Genomic DNA, 14195 nt, shown 5'->3' on the forward strand with positions numbered 1-14195 from the left:
CAGGGCGCGTCAGGCGTCAGTTCGGGACGAAGCCGAGGTCGATCGGGGTCGCGGGCGGGCCCTCGGTGCGGAGGGTCGCGAGGAGGGACGAGAGCTGCGGGGGCCACATCGCCTCGGTGGCGGCGGCGAGCTCGTCCGGGGACCACCAGCGGCCGTGCTGGATGCGGTCCGCCGCGTGGGCGTCGCCGAGGTCGCCGAGCAGGTCGCGGCGCGGGCCGTGCGCCAGGTAGATGTGCTCGTGCTGGCGTACCCGCACCCCGACCCGGGTGAAGTCGTGCTCCCACAGCCACAGCAGCGGGCCCAGGTCGAGATCCGCCCAACCGGTCTCCTCGCGCAGCTCCCGCAGCGCCGCCTGCTCCGGGGTCTCCCCCGGGTCCATACCGCCGCCGGGCATGGACCAGTGGATGCCGGCCTCCTCGTTGTCGTAGCGGAACATGTAGACCGACCCGCTGGGGTCAAGCACGGCAACTCTGGCCGCCTGCCTGGCAATTCGCATCATCCAAGCCTGCCAGGCCCGGCATATTGCCGCGCCCCCGACCCGCGCGAGGCCGTAGCGTGGCCGGGTGACGACTCAGGTGATCGTGCTCAACGGCGGGTCCAGCTCGGGCAAGTCCTCGCTCGCCCGCGGCCTGCAGGCGGTGCTGCCCGACCCGTGGCTGACCTTCGGCGTGGACGACTTCGTGGAGGCGCTGCCCGCCGCCCTCCAGGCCTCGGACACCGGCATCGCCTTCTCCCCGGAGGGCGCCGTGTCGGTGGGCCCCGCCTTCCGCGACCTGGAGGCGGCCTGGATCACCGGCATCGCCGCGATGGCCAGGGCGGGCGCCCGCGTCATCGTCGACGAGGTCTTCCTCGGCGGCCCCGAGTCCCAGGGGCGCTGGCGGCAGGCGCTGGGCGACCTGCCGGTGCTGTGGGTGGGCGTGCGCTGCGACCCCGTGACCGCGGCCACCCGCGAGGCCGCCCGCGGCGACCGTACGGCAGGCATGGCCGCGCTCCAGGCGGAGCTGGTGCACCGGGGCGTGACGTACGACCTGGAGGTCGACACCACGCACACCGGGTGGGCGGACTGCGCCCACACGATCGCCGGACACGTCGCCGCCGGCCGGCCGTAGGGGGTCGTACGCATGCCTCGCAAAGAGAGCGCCGCCCGCCGCCTCGTCGTCGGCGACTCCACCTACCTGTGGTCGGTGCGGCACGCGCACCACGTCGTGAACGCCAACGGCACGCACTGCGTCGAGTCCGTCGTCCTGCGCCGGGACGGCGACCACGGCTCGCTGCGGATCGCCTTCGTCCCCGGCCCGGGCCGCTACGTCCCCGACGGCTTCCTCCCGTCCGGCGCGGTCAGCACCGGCGACGGCGTCCTCAACCTGCACAAGCCCGGCACCGTACGCGCCCTGCTGGACGAGGCCCTGGCCCGGGGCTGGGACCCCGGCAGCCCGAACGGCGAGACCCTGGACGGCTGGACCGTCTTCGCCACGGTCCTCGCGCGGCGGGAGGCGGAGGCGGCCGCAGCGTCGGACCAGCAGGCCGGGTCGGCTCCGGCCCCGGCCCCGGACGCTCAGAGCTGATCGCGGCGGACGCGCACATACGTCCGCACGCCGTGCGCGTCGGTGATGTCGACGGTGACGCTCTCCCACTCCTCGGCCGGCTCCTGCGGCACCTCCCCCACCTGGTATTCGGCCGCCGCCAGCAGCTCCGGGTCGATCCGCACCCCGGTCAGCCGCTCGGCCGGCGCGAGGACGGCCGCCCCGTGGTCGGCGGCGGTGGCTGCGGTCATGGCCGCATCCTGCCACCGGCCTGTGACAGCCGTGATCTGGATGGACGCGCCCGATCGTGTGACCCCCGGCGGCCCCCTCGTCCCACTCCCCGCCCCTGCCGGCCCGGCGGCCCGCGGCCGTCGCGGACGGCGGCCGGGTGGCGGACCGGCGGGCGCTTCATAGGCTCGTGGGAGTCGGCCGCCGGCTCTTAGGAGCAGGCCGCCGCGCGCCCGGCCCCGCTGCCGCCCGTCCCGAAGGAGAGCCGCCATGACCGCTTCCGCCACCCCCGGGTCCACCCGGCGATCGGACGGGGATCTCGCCGGTTTCCGGGCGTCCCCGGAGTTCGCCGAGGCGCTCCAGCAGATCGTGGTGGACCTGATCGAGCTGAACCTCCAGGGCAAGCAGGCCCACTGGAACGTGGTCGGCCACAACTTCCGGGACCTGCACCTGCAACTCGACGAGATCGTCGACGACGCCCGCGAGGCGACCGACACCATCGCCGAGCGCATGCGGGCGCTCGGGTCGGTGCCCGACGGCCGCTCCGACACGGTGACCGCGACCACCACGCTCCCCGGCTACCCGTCGGGCGAGCAGAGCGTGGCCGCCGTGGTCGACCTGGTCACCGCCCGCCTGCGGGCCACCGTCGGCACCCTGCGCACCGTCCACGACCAGGTCGACCGCGAGGACCCCTCGACGGCCGACCTGCTGCACACGATCATCGACACGCTGGAGAAGCACGCCTGGATGGTGAGCGCCGAGAACCGCTCCGCCTGACCCGCTACCGCCCGCCGCCCACCGCGACCAGCCGCCCCAACGCCGCACGGGCCGGCGGCCCCCAGCTGGGCTTGCCCCCCGGGCGGCCGTGGACGCCCGCGTCGCCGATGAGCATGCCGGAGAGGGCCTTCCCCACCGCCCAGCCGCGGGCGCGGCGCAGCGTCGCCGGGTCGGCGGCCGGCCCGTAGGCGCGGTGGAAGGCCTCATCGGTCCCGTCCGGGAGCAGCAGCCAGGTGGCGGCGAGGTCGCAGGCCGGGTCGCCCGCGCACATGTCGCCGAAGTCGATGACGCCGCAGAAGGTGCCGTCCGCGGTGAGGGCGTTGGCCGGGTGCAGGTCGGCGTGCAGCCACAGGCGCGGGCCCGTCCACGCGGGCGCCGAGACCGCGTCCTCCCAGACCGCGCGGACAGCGTCCGGGTCGGCGACCAGACCCCGCTCCGTCGCCTCCGCCAGCTGCCGCGCGAATCCCTCGGCGCCCTCCGCCAGCCCCCCGTCGCGCCCCCTGGCGTGCGGCGCGTCGTCCGGGGCCGGCCGGTGCAGCGCCGCAAGGAAGCCGCCCAGCGCCCCGGCCGCCGCCGCACCCCGCGTGACCGGGACGCGATCGGCGGGCTCCCCCGGCACCCAGGTCGTGACGATCCACGGCCGCGGGAACCGCTCCGACGGCTCCCCCAGCCGCTGTGGAACGGGAACCGCCAGCGGCAGCCCCGGGGCCAGCCCGGGCAGCCAGGCGTACTCCTTGCGCAACAGCGCGTCCGCCCGCTCCGTGGCCCACGGCATCCGCACCGCCAGCCCGCCCCCGACCCGCCACAGCTGGTTGTCCCACCCCCGCGCCCCGAGCCGCACGTCCCGCCCGGCAAGGTCCGGATGCTGCTCCCGCAGAAGCTCCCGCACCAGCCCCGCCGTGATCTCGACTCCGGAATCCCTCACGCCGCCCAACGCTATCCCCCACCGGGCCGAGGTCCCGTGGCCGTCCCGGCGTCCGTCGGACAGGCCGCTGGCCTGTCAGGGCGGTCGTGGTTTGTGGGCGGCAAAGCATAGGGTCGGCCGGACACACCCCTGCACATGTTCACGGAGGCGCCATGCGCGCGACGACCAACGGCAGCGCGCTGCTGCGGCTGCGGAAGGTGAGCCGTACGTACGGCTCGCGGCGCGCGCTGCACCCGCTCGACCTGGACCTGGTGGCCGGGCAGTGTGTCGCCCTCTACGGGCAGAACGGCTCGGGGAAGTCGACGCTGCTGCGGATAGCCGCCGGACGGGACGCTCCGACCAGCGGGGACGCGCTCTTCGCCGGGCGGGCGGTCAGCGAGGACGACCCGGAGGTGCGGGCGAGGGTGGCCGTCGTCGGGGACACCGTGGCCTGCTACCCGGATCTCACCGTCCGCGAGCACCTGGAGCTGGTGACCGTCGCGCACGCCGTGGACGACGCCGACGCCTGGATCGACCAGGTGCTCGCCGACCGGCGGCTCTCCGACCACGCCCGCGCCCTGCCCGGCTCGCTCTCCTCCGGGCAGCTCCAGTCGCTGCTGCTGGCGGCGGCCCTGGTGCGGCCGCGCGACCTGCTCATCCTGGACGAGCCCGAGCAGCGCCTCGACCCGGCCGCCAGGCGGCGGCTGGCCGAACTGCTCGTCGCCGAGAAGGGCGACGGCGTCGCGGTGCTGCTGGCCACCCACCAGCCCGACCTGGCCGAGGCGGTCGCCGACCGGATGATCGCGCTGGACGACGGCGAGGTCATAGCCGACGGGTCGCCTGCGGCGGTGCTGCGCGAGCTGGGCGTCCGCGGATGACGGACAGCCTGCGGCCCGCGCCGCACGACGAGCCCGCCGCCGCGGCCCCGGGCGCGCCCCGGGAGGACCCCGGCCTCACCGACACCCCACCGGGCAGCCCCGGCGCGGACCCGCACGCCGCCCGCACCGGCACCGCGAACGCCGCGGCCACCGGCCACGCCACCGACGACGCCGCCGCCCCCGAGGGCGAGGACGACGAAGAGGACGTCCCCTGGTCCGAGGAGGACGACGACCGGACCGACGAGGCGCTGGCCTGGCTGCGGCGCAAGCGCCGCGCGCACCGCCGGGCGAAGGGGCGGGAGCTGGCGGTCCTGGTCTACACCGTCCTGATCGCCGTCGCCGGCTACGGCAGCAGCTTCGCCGTCAGCTTCCTGCGCGGCCTGGAGGACGGTTCCGGATACGCCGACGCCGCGCGCGACCTGCGGGCCGCGATGCCCGCGCTGTTCGCCCTGCTCACCGTGGGCGTCGCCGTGCTGGCCGCGCGGGACGCGCTGTGGCGGGGGCCGGTGGTGGTGCCGGGGCCGGCCGTGGGGTGGCTGCTGGCGCAGCCGGTGCGCCGCGGCAGGGTGCTGCGGCCGTGGTTCCGCCTGTCGGCCGGGCTGGCGCTGATCCCCGGCGTGCTCGCCGGGGTCGGCGGCGCGTCCGTGCTGCGGGTGACCGGGCTGGCCCCGCTCGGTACGGCGGTGCTCGCCGCGCTGCCCGCGGCCCTGTGCCTGCCGCTGCTCGCGGTCGCGCTCGGCATGGCGGTGGAGCGCCGGCCGGGAGCCGCCCGTGCGGTACGGCGGTGGACCGCGCCGGCCGTGCTGGTGCTGGCCGCGCTGGTCGCCCAGACCGTACTGGCCGCGAACGGCCACCGTTCCCCCGCCGTGGAACAGGTCGAGTTGTGGAGCGGCCCGTGGGGCTGGGCCGGGCAGCCCGTGGTGTCCGCGATCGGCGGCACCGCGCCCGGCTGGCCCGCCGCCGTCGCCCTGCTGGTGGCGGCCACCGCCGCCTCGCTGCTCGCCGCGTACCGCGACGCCGCCCTCGTCCCCACTGCCCGGCTGCGCGAACGCGCCGCGACCGCGACCACCGTCTCCTCGGTGGCCTGGTCCCTCGAACTGCGGGCCGCCAAGCTGGCGATCATGGACGCGGGCGGCGGCACCCCGGTCCGGCAGATACGCCTGCGGCCGCCGCGCGGCCGGACGGGGCGGCACCTGGTGGTCGCCTGGCGCGACCTGCTGACGCTGCTGCGCACACCGGGCCGGCTCGGCAAGGCGGCGCTGTGGACGGCGAGCGGCGCGGCCGTCGCGGGCCTGGGCACGGACCTCGGCGGCGAGCGCCGCTGGGTCGGGCTGATCATCGGCCTGGTCCTCGGCTACCTCGCGGTCGGCGCGCTGGCCGAGCCCGCCCGGCTGGAGACCGACGACGTGCGCAGGGCGGCCTGGGCGCCGTACCGCTTCCGTACGCTGATGCTTCATCACGGCATCGTCCCCGCCGTGCTGGGCGCCGTCCTCGGGCTGCTCGCCGCCGTCCCCTACGCGGTCGCCGGCCAGACCTGGGCGCTGCTGCTGCTCCCGCTGTGCGCACCGCCCTTCACCGCCGCCGCCCTGGTCTCCGCCAGCCGCGGCCCGGCCCGCACCCAGCTGCTCTTCCTCGGCGGCGGCTCCCCGGTCGGCGGCCCCGGCCCGCTGATCTACCTCGCCTGGTACGCCGCCGGCCCCCTGCTGGCGCTCACCGCGCTGACCCTGGCCCTGGCCCCGGTGCTGCGGGACGCCACCTCCTCGGCGGTGACCCACGCTGCCACCGTCTCGGTCCTGCTGACGGCTCTGCTGCTGCTCCTGACGACCCGGATGTCGGACCGCCTGATGCGCCACTGACCCCGGGCGGCCCGGCCGGCGTCACCCCGTTGTCCGGCCCGGCGGGGAGGCCGGTACGCTCGGCGCCCCAGGAACCGGCCACGGGAGGCCCGCCATGATCTCTCTCCGCGACGTGCACGACAGCGACCTGGCGTTCTTCTGGGAGCACCAGTCGGACCCGGCGGCCCAGCACATGGCGGCGGTCACCAGGCCGTACCACCACGACCGGGAGCAGTTCGACGCCCACTGGGCGCGGATCCGCGCCCTCCCGGGCGTCCTGATCCGCACCGTGCTCGCCGACGGGGAGGTGGTCGGCAGCGTGTCGGTCTACGGCCCGCCCGAGGAGCGCGAGGTCACCTACTGGATCGACCGCGCCCACTGGGGCCGGGGCATAGCCACCGCGGCCCTCAGCGCGCTGCTCGACCTCGAACCCATCCGCCCGGTCTACGCCCACGCGGTGAGCGACAACACCGGGTCGATCCGCGTCCTGCAGAAGTGCGGCTTCGTGATCACCGCCCACGACAAGGTCTTCGCCGAGTCCCGCGCCGCCGAGGTCCCCGAGGTCCGGCTGACCCTGAGCTGACCTCAGGCGAGGTTCAGCAGGTGGTCGGAGGGCTTGTGGTCGATCTTCCAGTCGGCGTAGACGCCCGGGACGCGGTCCTTCACGCACCGCAGGCCCAGCGTCACCCAGCGGACCGAGCCGTCGGGGGTGAGGGAGAAGGCGAGCGCCGACTCGAACTCCTCGCCGCCGCACGGGCAGACGGCCTCCGACGGGTCGGCGTCCTCCCAGAACTCCTCGCTGTCCGCGAGGTAGGCCCGGTCGCCGCAGTCGGCGCAGACGCGCACGGCGGCGCCTTCGAGGTCGTCGACGAGCACCGAGAACACGCGCCCGTCGCACTCCTCGCACACAGAGGGAACGATCTTCACCGGATGGTCGTCGACGGCGTCCCTGAGGACGTCCGCGAGCTCCGCGGCTACGCCCGCGCCAACCTGATCATCAGCATGCACGCATACAGCATTCCAGACCCGTGCCGCCCGGCATGGCGCCCCCCTGGCGGCGACGGCCGGTGCGGCAGAGTGGGCGCATGGCGGCGTACGAACCGATGGCGGTGCACTTGCAGACCGAACGGCTGCGGCTGCGGCCGTGGCACGAGGGGGACGCCGAGGAGTTGCGGCAGCTCTACGGCGAGCGCGGGGCCGGGGTCTGCACGGTGGAGGAGGCCCGCAGGGACATCGGCGTGCTGCTCGCCAAGGCGGCGGAGTCCGGGGTGGCGCTGCTGCCGGTGGAGCGCCGGCGGGAGGGTGACTTCATCGGCTACTGCGGCCTGACGGTGGGTCGGGCCACCGTGCAGGAGCCGGAGATCGCCTACGAACTGCTGAAGCGGGCGCACGGGTCGGGGTACGCCACCGAGGCGGCGCGAGCGGTGGTGGCGGCCGCGGCGGCCACCGGCCGGGAGCGGCTGTGGTCGACGGTGCGGACGTGGAACGCCGCTTCCTTCCGGGTGCTGGACAAGCTCGGCTTCGAGCGGGACCGCGTGACCCGGGACGCCCGGGGCGAACTGGTGTGGCTCTCGCGGTCGCTCGTCGGTTAGATCACACCGCCTCGTCGGTCAGATCACACCGCGGGGAAGGAACCCGTCCGGCGGGGCGCGGCTCAAGCCGGGTGTGAGCGTGAACGACATTCGGCACCCCTCCCGCCGGGCCGCGCTGGCCGCCACCGTGGCGGCGCTGGCGGTGACGGGGACGGGCTGCAAGGGCGCACCGCACGAGCTGAGCACGCGGCCGCCCGCGGCCCCCTCGGCGGGGGCGTACCGCAGGGGCGCGGGGGCGCTGGTGATGCAGGTGCTCGCGCACCCGGACGACGACCTGTACTTCATGAACCCCGACACCCTGCACGACCTCCAGGCAGCCACCCCGGTGGTGTCGGTGTACGTGACGGCGGGTGAGTCCCGGGGGTGGAACACCCCGCCGCACGGGTCGCACAAGCACCATCACGCGGACCAGGCGGCGTATTCGGCCGCCCGGCACCAGGGCCTGCGGCAGGCGTACGCGGCCATGCTCGGGCTGCCGCACTTCACCACCTGGCACAGCGAGGTGCTGGCCCTGCCGGGCGGCCTGCACGCGCAGATCGACTCCCTCGCCCGCGGCGGCCGCCGGGCGAGCCTGGTCTTCCTCCAGGTGTCGATGCACGAGCTGAGCCCGAGCGCCAGCGTGCCGACGCTGTGGTCGACGCCCGGCGTGACGCTGCCCTACGTGCCCGCCGAGGGCAGCCCGGCGCCGGCGGACGCGCCCGGCACCTACACCCACGACCGGCTGGTCGACGTCCTGGTCGCGCTGCTCGACCGGTACGGGCCGACGCACGTCCGCACCCTCGACCCGGACCCGGACATCCAGTTGCACGACCGGCGGCACCCCAGGGACAGCGACCAGTTCGGCTACTCCGACCACCGCGACCACACCGCGGTGGCGCTCTTCACGTGGAAGGCGCTCGCCCGGTGGGCGGCGCCCGGCGGCGGCGGCCGGGACTTCACGGCGGCGGCCTACCGCGGCTACTACAACCAGCGCTGGCCGTTCAACCTGCCGCCGGCGACCGTGGCGCTCAAGGGCCGCTTCATGGTCGAGTACGGCGGCGACCCCGGCTGGCAGTGCGGCAGCCCCGGCGGCTGCGGGGACTACGGGCAGGGCCGCGACCAGCCGCTGGCCAACCGCAAGGGCTGGATCCGCTCGACCCACCCGCGCTACCCGGGCGCCGGCCCGGTGGTGGTGGCGGCCCCGGGGGCGCGGCGGACCGCGTACGAGGTGCGCGGCCTGCGGGCGGTGGTCCGCACCGAGACCGCGCCAGGCAGCGGCCGCTACGGCCCGGCAGCCGGCCTGGGCGGCGGGCCGCTCGCGCCCCGGCTGGCGTGCGTGGCCGTGCCGGGCGCCGGGACGCTCGTCTTCGGGCTGCGGTTCGCCGCGCTCCAGGGGAAGGGCGGCGGCAACGGACGGGACGTGGTGCTGCGGGAGGCAGGGCGCTGGACCTCGCTCGGCAGCCCCGAGCACTCGGAGAACCGCGGCCGGCGGGTCGGCCCGCCGGCCGCGCTGCGGACGCCGGACGGGCGGGTGCACCTCTTCGTGCGCAACGCCGACAAGGGCCTCAGCACCCGGGTGCGGGAGCCCGGCGGCGCCTGGGGGGCGTGGACCGATCTCGGCGGCGGCGAGGTGCAGGAGGGGCTGGCGACGGTCGTCGACGGCCTGGGCCGGGCGCACGTCTTCGCGGCCGGCCGCGACACCGTCCACCACTGGGCCCAGCCGGCCGCGTCCGCCCCGGTCGCCGCCCGCCCCGCGACCGGCCTCCCCCGCCCGGGCGACTGCCCCTCCGCCGCCCTGACCGCCGACGGCACGATCACCCTGACCTACCGCCGCCCGGCCTCCGCGACGTCCCTGCGGGTGAGCGTCCGCCCGTAGGGCGCGGGAAACGCGGAAAGGTCCCGCACCACCCGAAGTGGTGCGGGACCTTCCGTGCAGAGCTCAGCGCAGCGTTACTTGTTGATCTTCGTAACCTGGCCGGCGCCGACCGTCCGGCCACCCTCGCGGATGGCGAACTTCAGGCCCTCCTCCATGGCGATCGGCTGGATCAGCGCGACCGTCATGGCGGTGTTGTCGCCCGGCATGACCATCTCGGTGCCCTCGGGGAGGGTCACGACGCCGGTCACGTCGGTGGTCCGGAAGTAGAACTGCGGACGGTAGTTGTTGAAGAAGGGGGTGTGACGACCACCCTCGTCCTTCGACAGGATGTAGGCCTGGGCCTCGAAGTCGGTGTGCGGCGTGACCGAACCCGGCTTGATGATGACCTGGCCGCGCTCGACATCCTCGCGCTTGATGCCACGGAGGAGCAGACCGACGTTCTCGCCGGCCTGGCCCTCGTCGAGCAGCTTGCGGAACATCTCGATACCGGTGACCGTGGTGGTGGTCTTCTCGGTCTTGATGCCGATGATGTCGACGGTCTCGTTGACCTTGAGGATACCGCGCTCGATACGGCCGGTGACGACGGTGCCACGACCGGTGATCGTGAAGACGTCCTCGATGGGCATCAGGAACGGCTTCTCGACGTCACGCGCGGGGGTCGGGATCGCCTCGTCGACGGCCGACATGAGGCCGAGCAGCTTCTCGCCCCACTCCTTGTCGCCCTCGAGCGCCTTGAGCGCCGAGACCCGGACGACCGGAAGGTCGTCACCCGGGAACTCGTACTCCGAGAGCAGCTCGCGGACCTCGAGCTCGACCAGCTCGAGGATCTCCTCGTCGTCCACCATGTCGGCCTTGTTCAGGGCGACGACGATGTACGGGACACCGACCTGGCGGGCCAGGAGCACGTGCTCCTTGGTCTGCGGCATCGGGCCGTCGGTCGCGGCGACCACCAGGATCGCGCCGTCCATCTGGGCGGCACCGGTGATCATGTTCTTGATGTAGTCCGCGTGACCGGGGCAGTCGACGTGGGCGTAGTGACGCGACTCGGTCTGGTACTCGACGTGCGCGATGGAGATGGTGATACCGCGCTGGCGCTCTTCGGGAGCCTTGTCGATCTGGTCGAAGGCCGAGGCCTCGTTCAGGTCCGGGTACGCGTCGTGCAGCACCTTGGTGATCGCCGCGGTAAGGGTCGTCTTACCGTGGTCGATGTGACCGATGGTGCCGATGTTGACGTGCGGCTTAGTCCGCTCGAACTTCGCCTTCGCCACTGGGTTCCTCCTGGGGGTGGATCTGTACGCCTTGCTTCATCGGCGCCAGGTGATCTTTGCTGGAACGCAAGCCTACGGCGGCTTATTCGCCCTTGGCCTTCGCGATGATCTCCTCGGCGACGTTCCGCGGAACCTCGGCGTAGGAGTCGAACTGCATGGAGTAGCTGGCCCGGCCCGAGGTCTTGGACCGCAGGTCACCGACGTAGCCGAACATCTCCGACAGCGGAACCAGGCCCTTGACGACCCGGGCACCGCTGCGCTCCTCCATGGCCTGGATCTGGCCACGGCGGGAGTTGAGGTCGCCGATGACGTCACCCATGTAGTCCTCGGGCGTGGTGACCTCGACGGCCATCATCGGTTCGAGGAGCACGGGGCTCGCCTTGCGGGCACCTTCCTTGAACGCCTGCGAACCGGCGATCTTGAACGCCAGCTCGGAGGAGTCGACCTCGTGGTAGCCGCCGTCGAGAAGGGTGATGCGGACACCCACCATCTCGTAGCCGGCCAGGATGCCGAACTTCATGGCTTCCTGCGCACCCGCGTCCACCGAGGGGATGTACTCACGGGGGATGCGGCCACCGGTGACCTTGTTGACGAACTCGTAGGTCGCGTCGCCGCCTTCCAGCGGCTCCATCATGATCTGCACCTTGGCGAACTGACCGGTACCACCGGTCTGCTTCTTGTGGGTGTAGTCGATGCGCTCGACCGTCTTGCGGATGGTCTCGCGGTACGCGACCTGCGGCTTGCCGACGTTGGCCTCGACCCGGAACTCCCGGCGCATCCGGTCGACCAGCACCTCAAGGTGCAGTTCGCCCATGCCGCCGATGATGGTCTGGCCGGTCTCCTCGTCCGAGTGGACCTGGAAGGAGGGGTCCTCCTCCGAGAGACGCTGGATGGCGACACCCAGCTTCTCCTGGTCACCCTTGGACTTGGGCTCGATGGCGACCTGGATCACCGGCGCCGGGAAGTCCATGGACTCCAGGATCACCGGGTTCTTGTCGTCGCACAGCGTCTCACCGGTGGTGGTCTGCTTCAGGCCCATGACGGCGATGATGTCGCCGGCGCCCACCGAGTCGATCTCCTCACGCTTGTTCGCGTGCATGCGGTAGATCTTGCCGATGCGCTCCTTCTTGCCCTTCACCGAGTTCAGCACCGCTGAACCGGCCTCCAGGCGGCCCGAGTAGACCCGGACGAAGGTGAGCTTGCCCAGGTGCGGGTCGCTCATGATCTTGAACGCCAGGCCGGAGAACGGCTCGTCGTCCGACGGGCGGCGCTTGATGATCTCCTCGGGGTTGCCGACGGCGTGGCCTTCGATGGCCTCGACGTCCAGCGGCGAGGGGAGGTAGCGCACCACCGCGTCGAGCAGGGGCTGGACGCCCTTGTTCTTGAACGCGGTGCCGCAGAACACCGGGGTCACGGTGACGGAGTCCTTGGTGCCCTTGGACGCCAGGGTGATGCGGCGGATGGCCGCGATCAGCTGCTCCTGGCTGGGCTCCTGGCCCTCCAGGTACAGCTCCATCATCTCGTCGTCGTTCTCCGCGACGGCTTCGAGCAGCTTGCCGCGCCACTCGTCGGCCGCCTCGGTGTGCGTGGCCGGGATGTCGACGACGTCGTACATCTCGCCCTTGGTCGCTTCGAGGGACCAGACCAGCGCCTTCATCTGGACGAGGTCGACGACTCCCTTGAAGTCGGCCTCGGCACCGATCGGCAGCTGCATGACCAGCGGCACCGCACCGAGGCGGTCCACGATCATGTCGACGCAGCGGTGGAACTCCGCGCCGGTACGGTCCAGCTTGTTCACGAAGCAGATACGGGGCACGCCGTAGCGGTCGGCCTGCCGCCACACCGTCTCGGACTGGGGCTCCACACCGGCGACACCGTCGAACACGGTGACGGCACCGTCGAGCACGCGGAGCGAACGCTCCACCTCGACGGTGAAGTCCACGTGGCCCGGGGTGTCGATGATGTTGATGGTGTGGTCGACATCGTCGAGCGGCCAGTGACAGGTCGTCGCGGCGGACGTGATGGTGATACCGCGCTCCTGCTCCTGCTCCATCCAGTCCATGGTGGCGGCGCCGTCGTGGACTTCGCCGATCTTGTAGGAGACACCGGTGTAGAACAGGATCCGCTCGGTGGTCGTCGTCTTGCCCGCGTCGATGTGGGCCATGATCCCGATGTTGCGGACCCTGGCCAGGTCAAGCGAAGTGGTGGCCATGTGGCTCAGTCTTCTCTCGGTCTCGATGGGGGTGGTGACTACCAGCGGTAGTGCGCGAAGGCCTTGTTGGACTCGGCCATCTTGTGCGTGTCCTCGCGGCGCTTCACGGAGGCGCCGAGGCCATTGCTGGCGTCGAGGATCTCGTTCATCAGCCGCTCGGTCATGGTCTTCTCGCGACGGGCGCGGGAGTACCCGACCATCCAGCGCAGCGCCAGGGTGTTCTGGCGGCCCGGACGGACCTCGACCGGCACCTGGTAGGTCGCGCCGCCGACGCGGCGGGACTTGACCTCAAGGGTCGGCTTGATGTTCTCCAGAGCGCGCTTGAGCGTGATGACCGGGTCGGCGCCGGCCTTCTCGCGCACGCCCTCCAGAGCGCCGTACACGATGCGCTCGGCAGTGGAGCGCTTCCCGTGCAGGAGGATCTTGTTGACCAGCGACGTCACCAGCGGGGAGCCGTAAACCGGGTCGATGATGACCGGGCGCTTCGGGGCGGGGCCCTTACGAGGCATTCTTACTTCTCCTTCTTGGCGCCGTAGCGGCTGCGCGCCTGCTTACGGTTCTTGACGCCCTGCGTGTCGAGAGAGCCACGGATGATCTTGTAGCGGACACCCGGCAGGTCCTTCACACGACCGCCACGCACGAGCACGATCGAGTGCTCCTGCAGGTTGTGGCCCTCGCCCGGGATGTAAGCGGTGACCTCGATGCCACTGGTAAGGCGCACACGGGCGACCTTGCGCAGGGCCGAGTTCGGCTTCTTCGGGGTGGTCGTGTACACACGCGTGCAAACGCCACGTCGCTGCGGGGAACCCTTCAGCGCGGGCGTCTTGTTCTTCTCGACCTTGTCCTGCCGGCCCTTCCGGACCAGCTGCTGGATCGTAGGCACCGTTTCTCCGGTTTCTGTGTGCCGATCTCGATAAATCTAACCTGGGGACCGACCCACGCGGTCGGGTGTGTCGCGGACCCCGCACATCCCCGTCCACAAACGGAGCCGTGCGTATGTTTGGGTGTCGCGGCCTCGGTGCCCCCACGCGGTCACATGGCACGCGCGAGAACCCGGGCACACCCCAGGCACAAGGTCAGAGCCTACCTACCGCATCGGCTGCGGTCAAAACACCTGCATACG

Annotated in this window: 16 protein-coding genes; 8 read left to right on the forward strand and 8 right to left on the reverse strand. The window is 72.8% G+C overall.

From position 1 onward, the window contains the following. Positions 1 to 16 precede the first annotated feature (16 nt). Positions 17 to 499 (reverse strand): NUDIX hydrolase, encoded by a 483-nt coding sequence (locus OG702_RS14100; protein WP_327289223.1) that lies wholly within the window; start codon positions 497 to 499, stop codon positions 17 to 19. A gap of 64 nt (positions 500 to 563) precedes the next feature. On the opposite strand from OG702_RS14100, the gene cpt reads away from it, so the two are divergent. Then, positions 564 to 1109, forward strand: coding sequence for a chloramphenicol phosphotransferase CPT (cpt, locus tag OG702_RS14105; RefSeq protein WP_327289224.1), 546 nt, complete (start codon positions 564 to 566; stop codon positions 1107 to 1109). Positions 1110 to 1121: 12 nt separating this feature from the next. Next, positions 1122 to 1565 carry a hypothetical protein gene (locus tag OG702_RS14110; protein WP_327289225.1) on the forward strand — a complete coding sequence of 148 codons (444 nt, stop codon included), beginning with the start codon at positions 1122 to 1124 and terminating at the stop codon, positions 1563 to 1565. On the opposite strand, the gene OG702_RS14115 is transcribed toward OG702_RS14110, so the two are convergent. Continuing rightward, positions 1556 to 1774: a DUF6461 domain-containing protein gene (locus OG702_RS14115; RefSeq protein ID WP_327289226.1), complete on the reverse strand. Its 219-nt coding sequence runs from the start codon at positions 1772 to 1774 to the stop codon at positions 1556 to 1558. The genes OG702_RS14110 and OG702_RS14115 overlap by 10 nt on opposite strands. A 247-nt stretch (positions 1775 to 2021) precedes the next feature. On the opposite strand from OG702_RS14115, the gene OG702_RS14120 reads away from it, so the two are divergent. After that, a complete protein-coding gene (locus OG702_RS14120) occupies positions 2022 to 2528 on the forward strand; it encodes a Dps family protein (protein ID WP_327289227.1) in 507 nt (168 codons plus the stop codon). 4 nt (positions 2529 to 2532) lie between these two features. On the opposite strand, the gene OG702_RS14125 is transcribed toward OG702_RS14120, so the two are convergent. Continuing rightward, positions 2533 to 3453, reverse strand: coding sequence for an aminoglycoside phosphotransferase family protein (locus OG702_RS14125; protein WP_327289228.1), 921 nt, complete (start codon positions 3451 to 3453; stop codon positions 2533 to 2535). A gap of 152 nt (positions 3454 to 3605) precedes the next feature. Between OG702_RS14125 and OG702_RS14130 the strand changes: the two genes are divergently transcribed. The 3 genes from OG702_RS14130 to OG702_RS14140 all read left to right on the forward strand — a co-directional run bounded on the left by OG702_RS14130 (position 3606) and on the right by OG702_RS14140 (position 6728). Beyond that, on the forward strand, positions 3606 to 4310 hold the full coding sequence (locus OG702_RS14130; protein WP_327289229.1) for an ABC transporter ATP-binding protein: 705 nt from the start codon (positions 3606 to 3608) through the stop codon (positions 4308 to 4310). Further along, positions 4307 to 6166 (forward strand): hypothetical protein, encoded by a 1860-nt coding sequence (locus tag OG702_RS14135; RefSeq protein WP_327289230.1) that lies wholly within the window; start codon positions 4307 to 4309, stop codon positions 6164 to 6166. Before OG702_RS14130 ends, OG702_RS14135 begins: the two co-directional genes overlap by 4 nt. A gap of 94 nt (positions 6167 to 6260) precedes the next feature. Further along, positions 6261 to 6728 carry a GNAT family N-acetyltransferase gene (locus OG702_RS14140; RefSeq protein WP_327289231.1) on the forward strand — a complete coding sequence of 156 codons (468 nt, stop codon included), beginning with the start codon at positions 6261 to 6263 and terminating at the stop codon, positions 6726 to 6728. Between the two features lie 2 nt (positions 6729 to 6730). On the opposite strand, the gene OG702_RS14145 is transcribed toward OG702_RS14140, so the two are convergent. Then, positions 6731 to 7153 carry a hypothetical protein gene (locus OG702_RS14145; RefSeq protein WP_327289232.1) on the reverse strand — a complete coding sequence of 141 codons (423 nt, stop codon included), beginning with the start codon at positions 7151 to 7153 and terminating at the stop codon, positions 6731 to 6733. A gap of 77 nt (positions 7154 to 7230) precedes the next feature. Here OG702_RS14145 and OG702_RS14150 point away from each other — a divergent pair, with 77 nt between their 5' ends. Then, positions 7231 to 7737: a GNAT family N-acetyltransferase gene (locus OG702_RS14150; protein ID WP_327289233.1), complete on the forward strand. Its 507-nt coding sequence runs from the start codon at positions 7231 to 7233 to the stop codon at positions 7735 to 7737. 79 nt (positions 7738 to 7816) lie between these two features. After that, entirely contained in the window at positions 7817 to 9592 is a 1776-nt protein-coding gene (locus OG702_RS14155) for a PIG-L family deacetylase (protein WP_327289234.1), read from the forward strand. Positions 9593 to 9666: 74 nt separating this feature from the next. Here OG702_RS14155 and tuf read toward each other — a convergent pair whose 3' ends face one another. The 4 genes from tuf to rpsL all read right to left on the reverse strand — a co-directional run bounded on the left by tuf (position 9667) and on the right by rpsL (position 13955). Continuing rightward, a complete protein-coding gene (gene tuf / locus OG702_RS14160) occupies positions 9667 to 10860 on the reverse strand; it encodes an elongation factor Tu (RefSeq protein ID WP_073492364.1) in 1194 nt (397 codons plus the stop codon). Between the two features lie 82 nt (positions 10861 to 10942). Next, positions 10943 to 13072: an elongation factor G gene (gene fusA, locus OG702_RS14165; protein WP_327289235.1), complete on the reverse strand. Its 2130-nt coding sequence runs from the start codon at positions 13070 to 13072 to the stop codon at positions 10943 to 10945. Between the two features lie 38 nt (positions 13073 to 13110). Next, positions 13111 to 13581 carry a 30S ribosomal protein S7 gene (rpsG, locus tag OG702_RS14170; RefSeq protein ID WP_073492360.1) on the reverse strand — a complete coding sequence of 157 codons (471 nt, stop codon included), beginning with the start codon at positions 13579 to 13581 and terminating at the stop codon, positions 13111 to 13113. Between the two features lie 2 nt (positions 13582 to 13583). Beyond that, positions 13584 to 13955: a 30S ribosomal protein S12 gene (gene rpsL / locus OG702_RS14175; RefSeq protein WP_014144289.1), complete on the reverse strand. Its 372-nt coding sequence runs from the start codon at positions 13953 to 13955 to the stop codon at positions 13584 to 13586. Positions 13956 to 14195 lie beyond the last annotated feature (240 nt).

The organism is Streptomyces sp. NBC_01198, from assembly GCF_036010485.1.
Lineage (GTDB): Bacteria > Actinomycetota > Actinomycetes > Streptomycetales > Streptomycetaceae > Actinacidiphila.

Excerpts from the sequence above, each read along its gene's own strand:
- OG702_RS14110 (WP_327289225.1), top strand. The coding sequence starts at position 1,122 with ATGCCTCGCAAAGAGAGCGCCGCCCGCCGCCTCGTCGTCGGCGACTCC.
- OG702_RS14120 (WP_327289227.1), top strand. The coding sequence starts at position 2,022 with ATGACCGCTTCCGCCACCCCCGGGTCCACCCGGCGATCGGACGGGGAT.
- OG702_RS14150 (WP_327289233.1), top strand. The coding sequence starts at position 7,231 with ATGGCGGCGTACGAACCGATGGCGGTGCACTTGCAGACCGAACGGCTG.
- OG702_RS14115 (WP_327289226.1), bottom strand. The coding sequence starts at position 1,774 with ATGACCGCAGCCACCGCCGCCGACCACGGGGCGGCCGTCCTCGCGCCG.
- OG702_RS14135 (WP_327289230.1), top strand. The coding sequence starts at position 4,307 with ATGACGGACAGCCTGCGGCCCGCGCCGCACGACGAGCCCGCCGCCGCG.
- rpsG (WP_073492360.1), bottom strand. The coding sequence starts at position 13,581 with ATGCCTCGTAAGGGCCCCGCCCCGAAGCGCCCGGTCATCATCGACCCG.
- fusA (WP_327289235.1), bottom strand. The coding sequence starts at position 13,072 with ATGGCCACCACTTCGCTTGACCTGGCCAGGGTCCGCAACATCGGGATC.
- OG702_RS14100 (WP_327289223.1), bottom strand. The coding sequence starts at position 499 with ATGATGCGAATTGCCAGGCAGGCGGCCAGAGTTGCCGTGCTTGACCCC.
- OG702_RS14130 (WP_327289229.1), top strand. The coding sequence starts at position 3,606 with ATGCGCGCGACGACCAACGGCAGCGCGCTGCTGCGGCTGCGGAAGGTG.
- OG702_RS14140 (WP_327289231.1), top strand. The coding sequence starts at position 6,261 with ATGATCTCTCTCCGCGACGTGCACGACAGCGACCTGGCGTTCTTCTGG.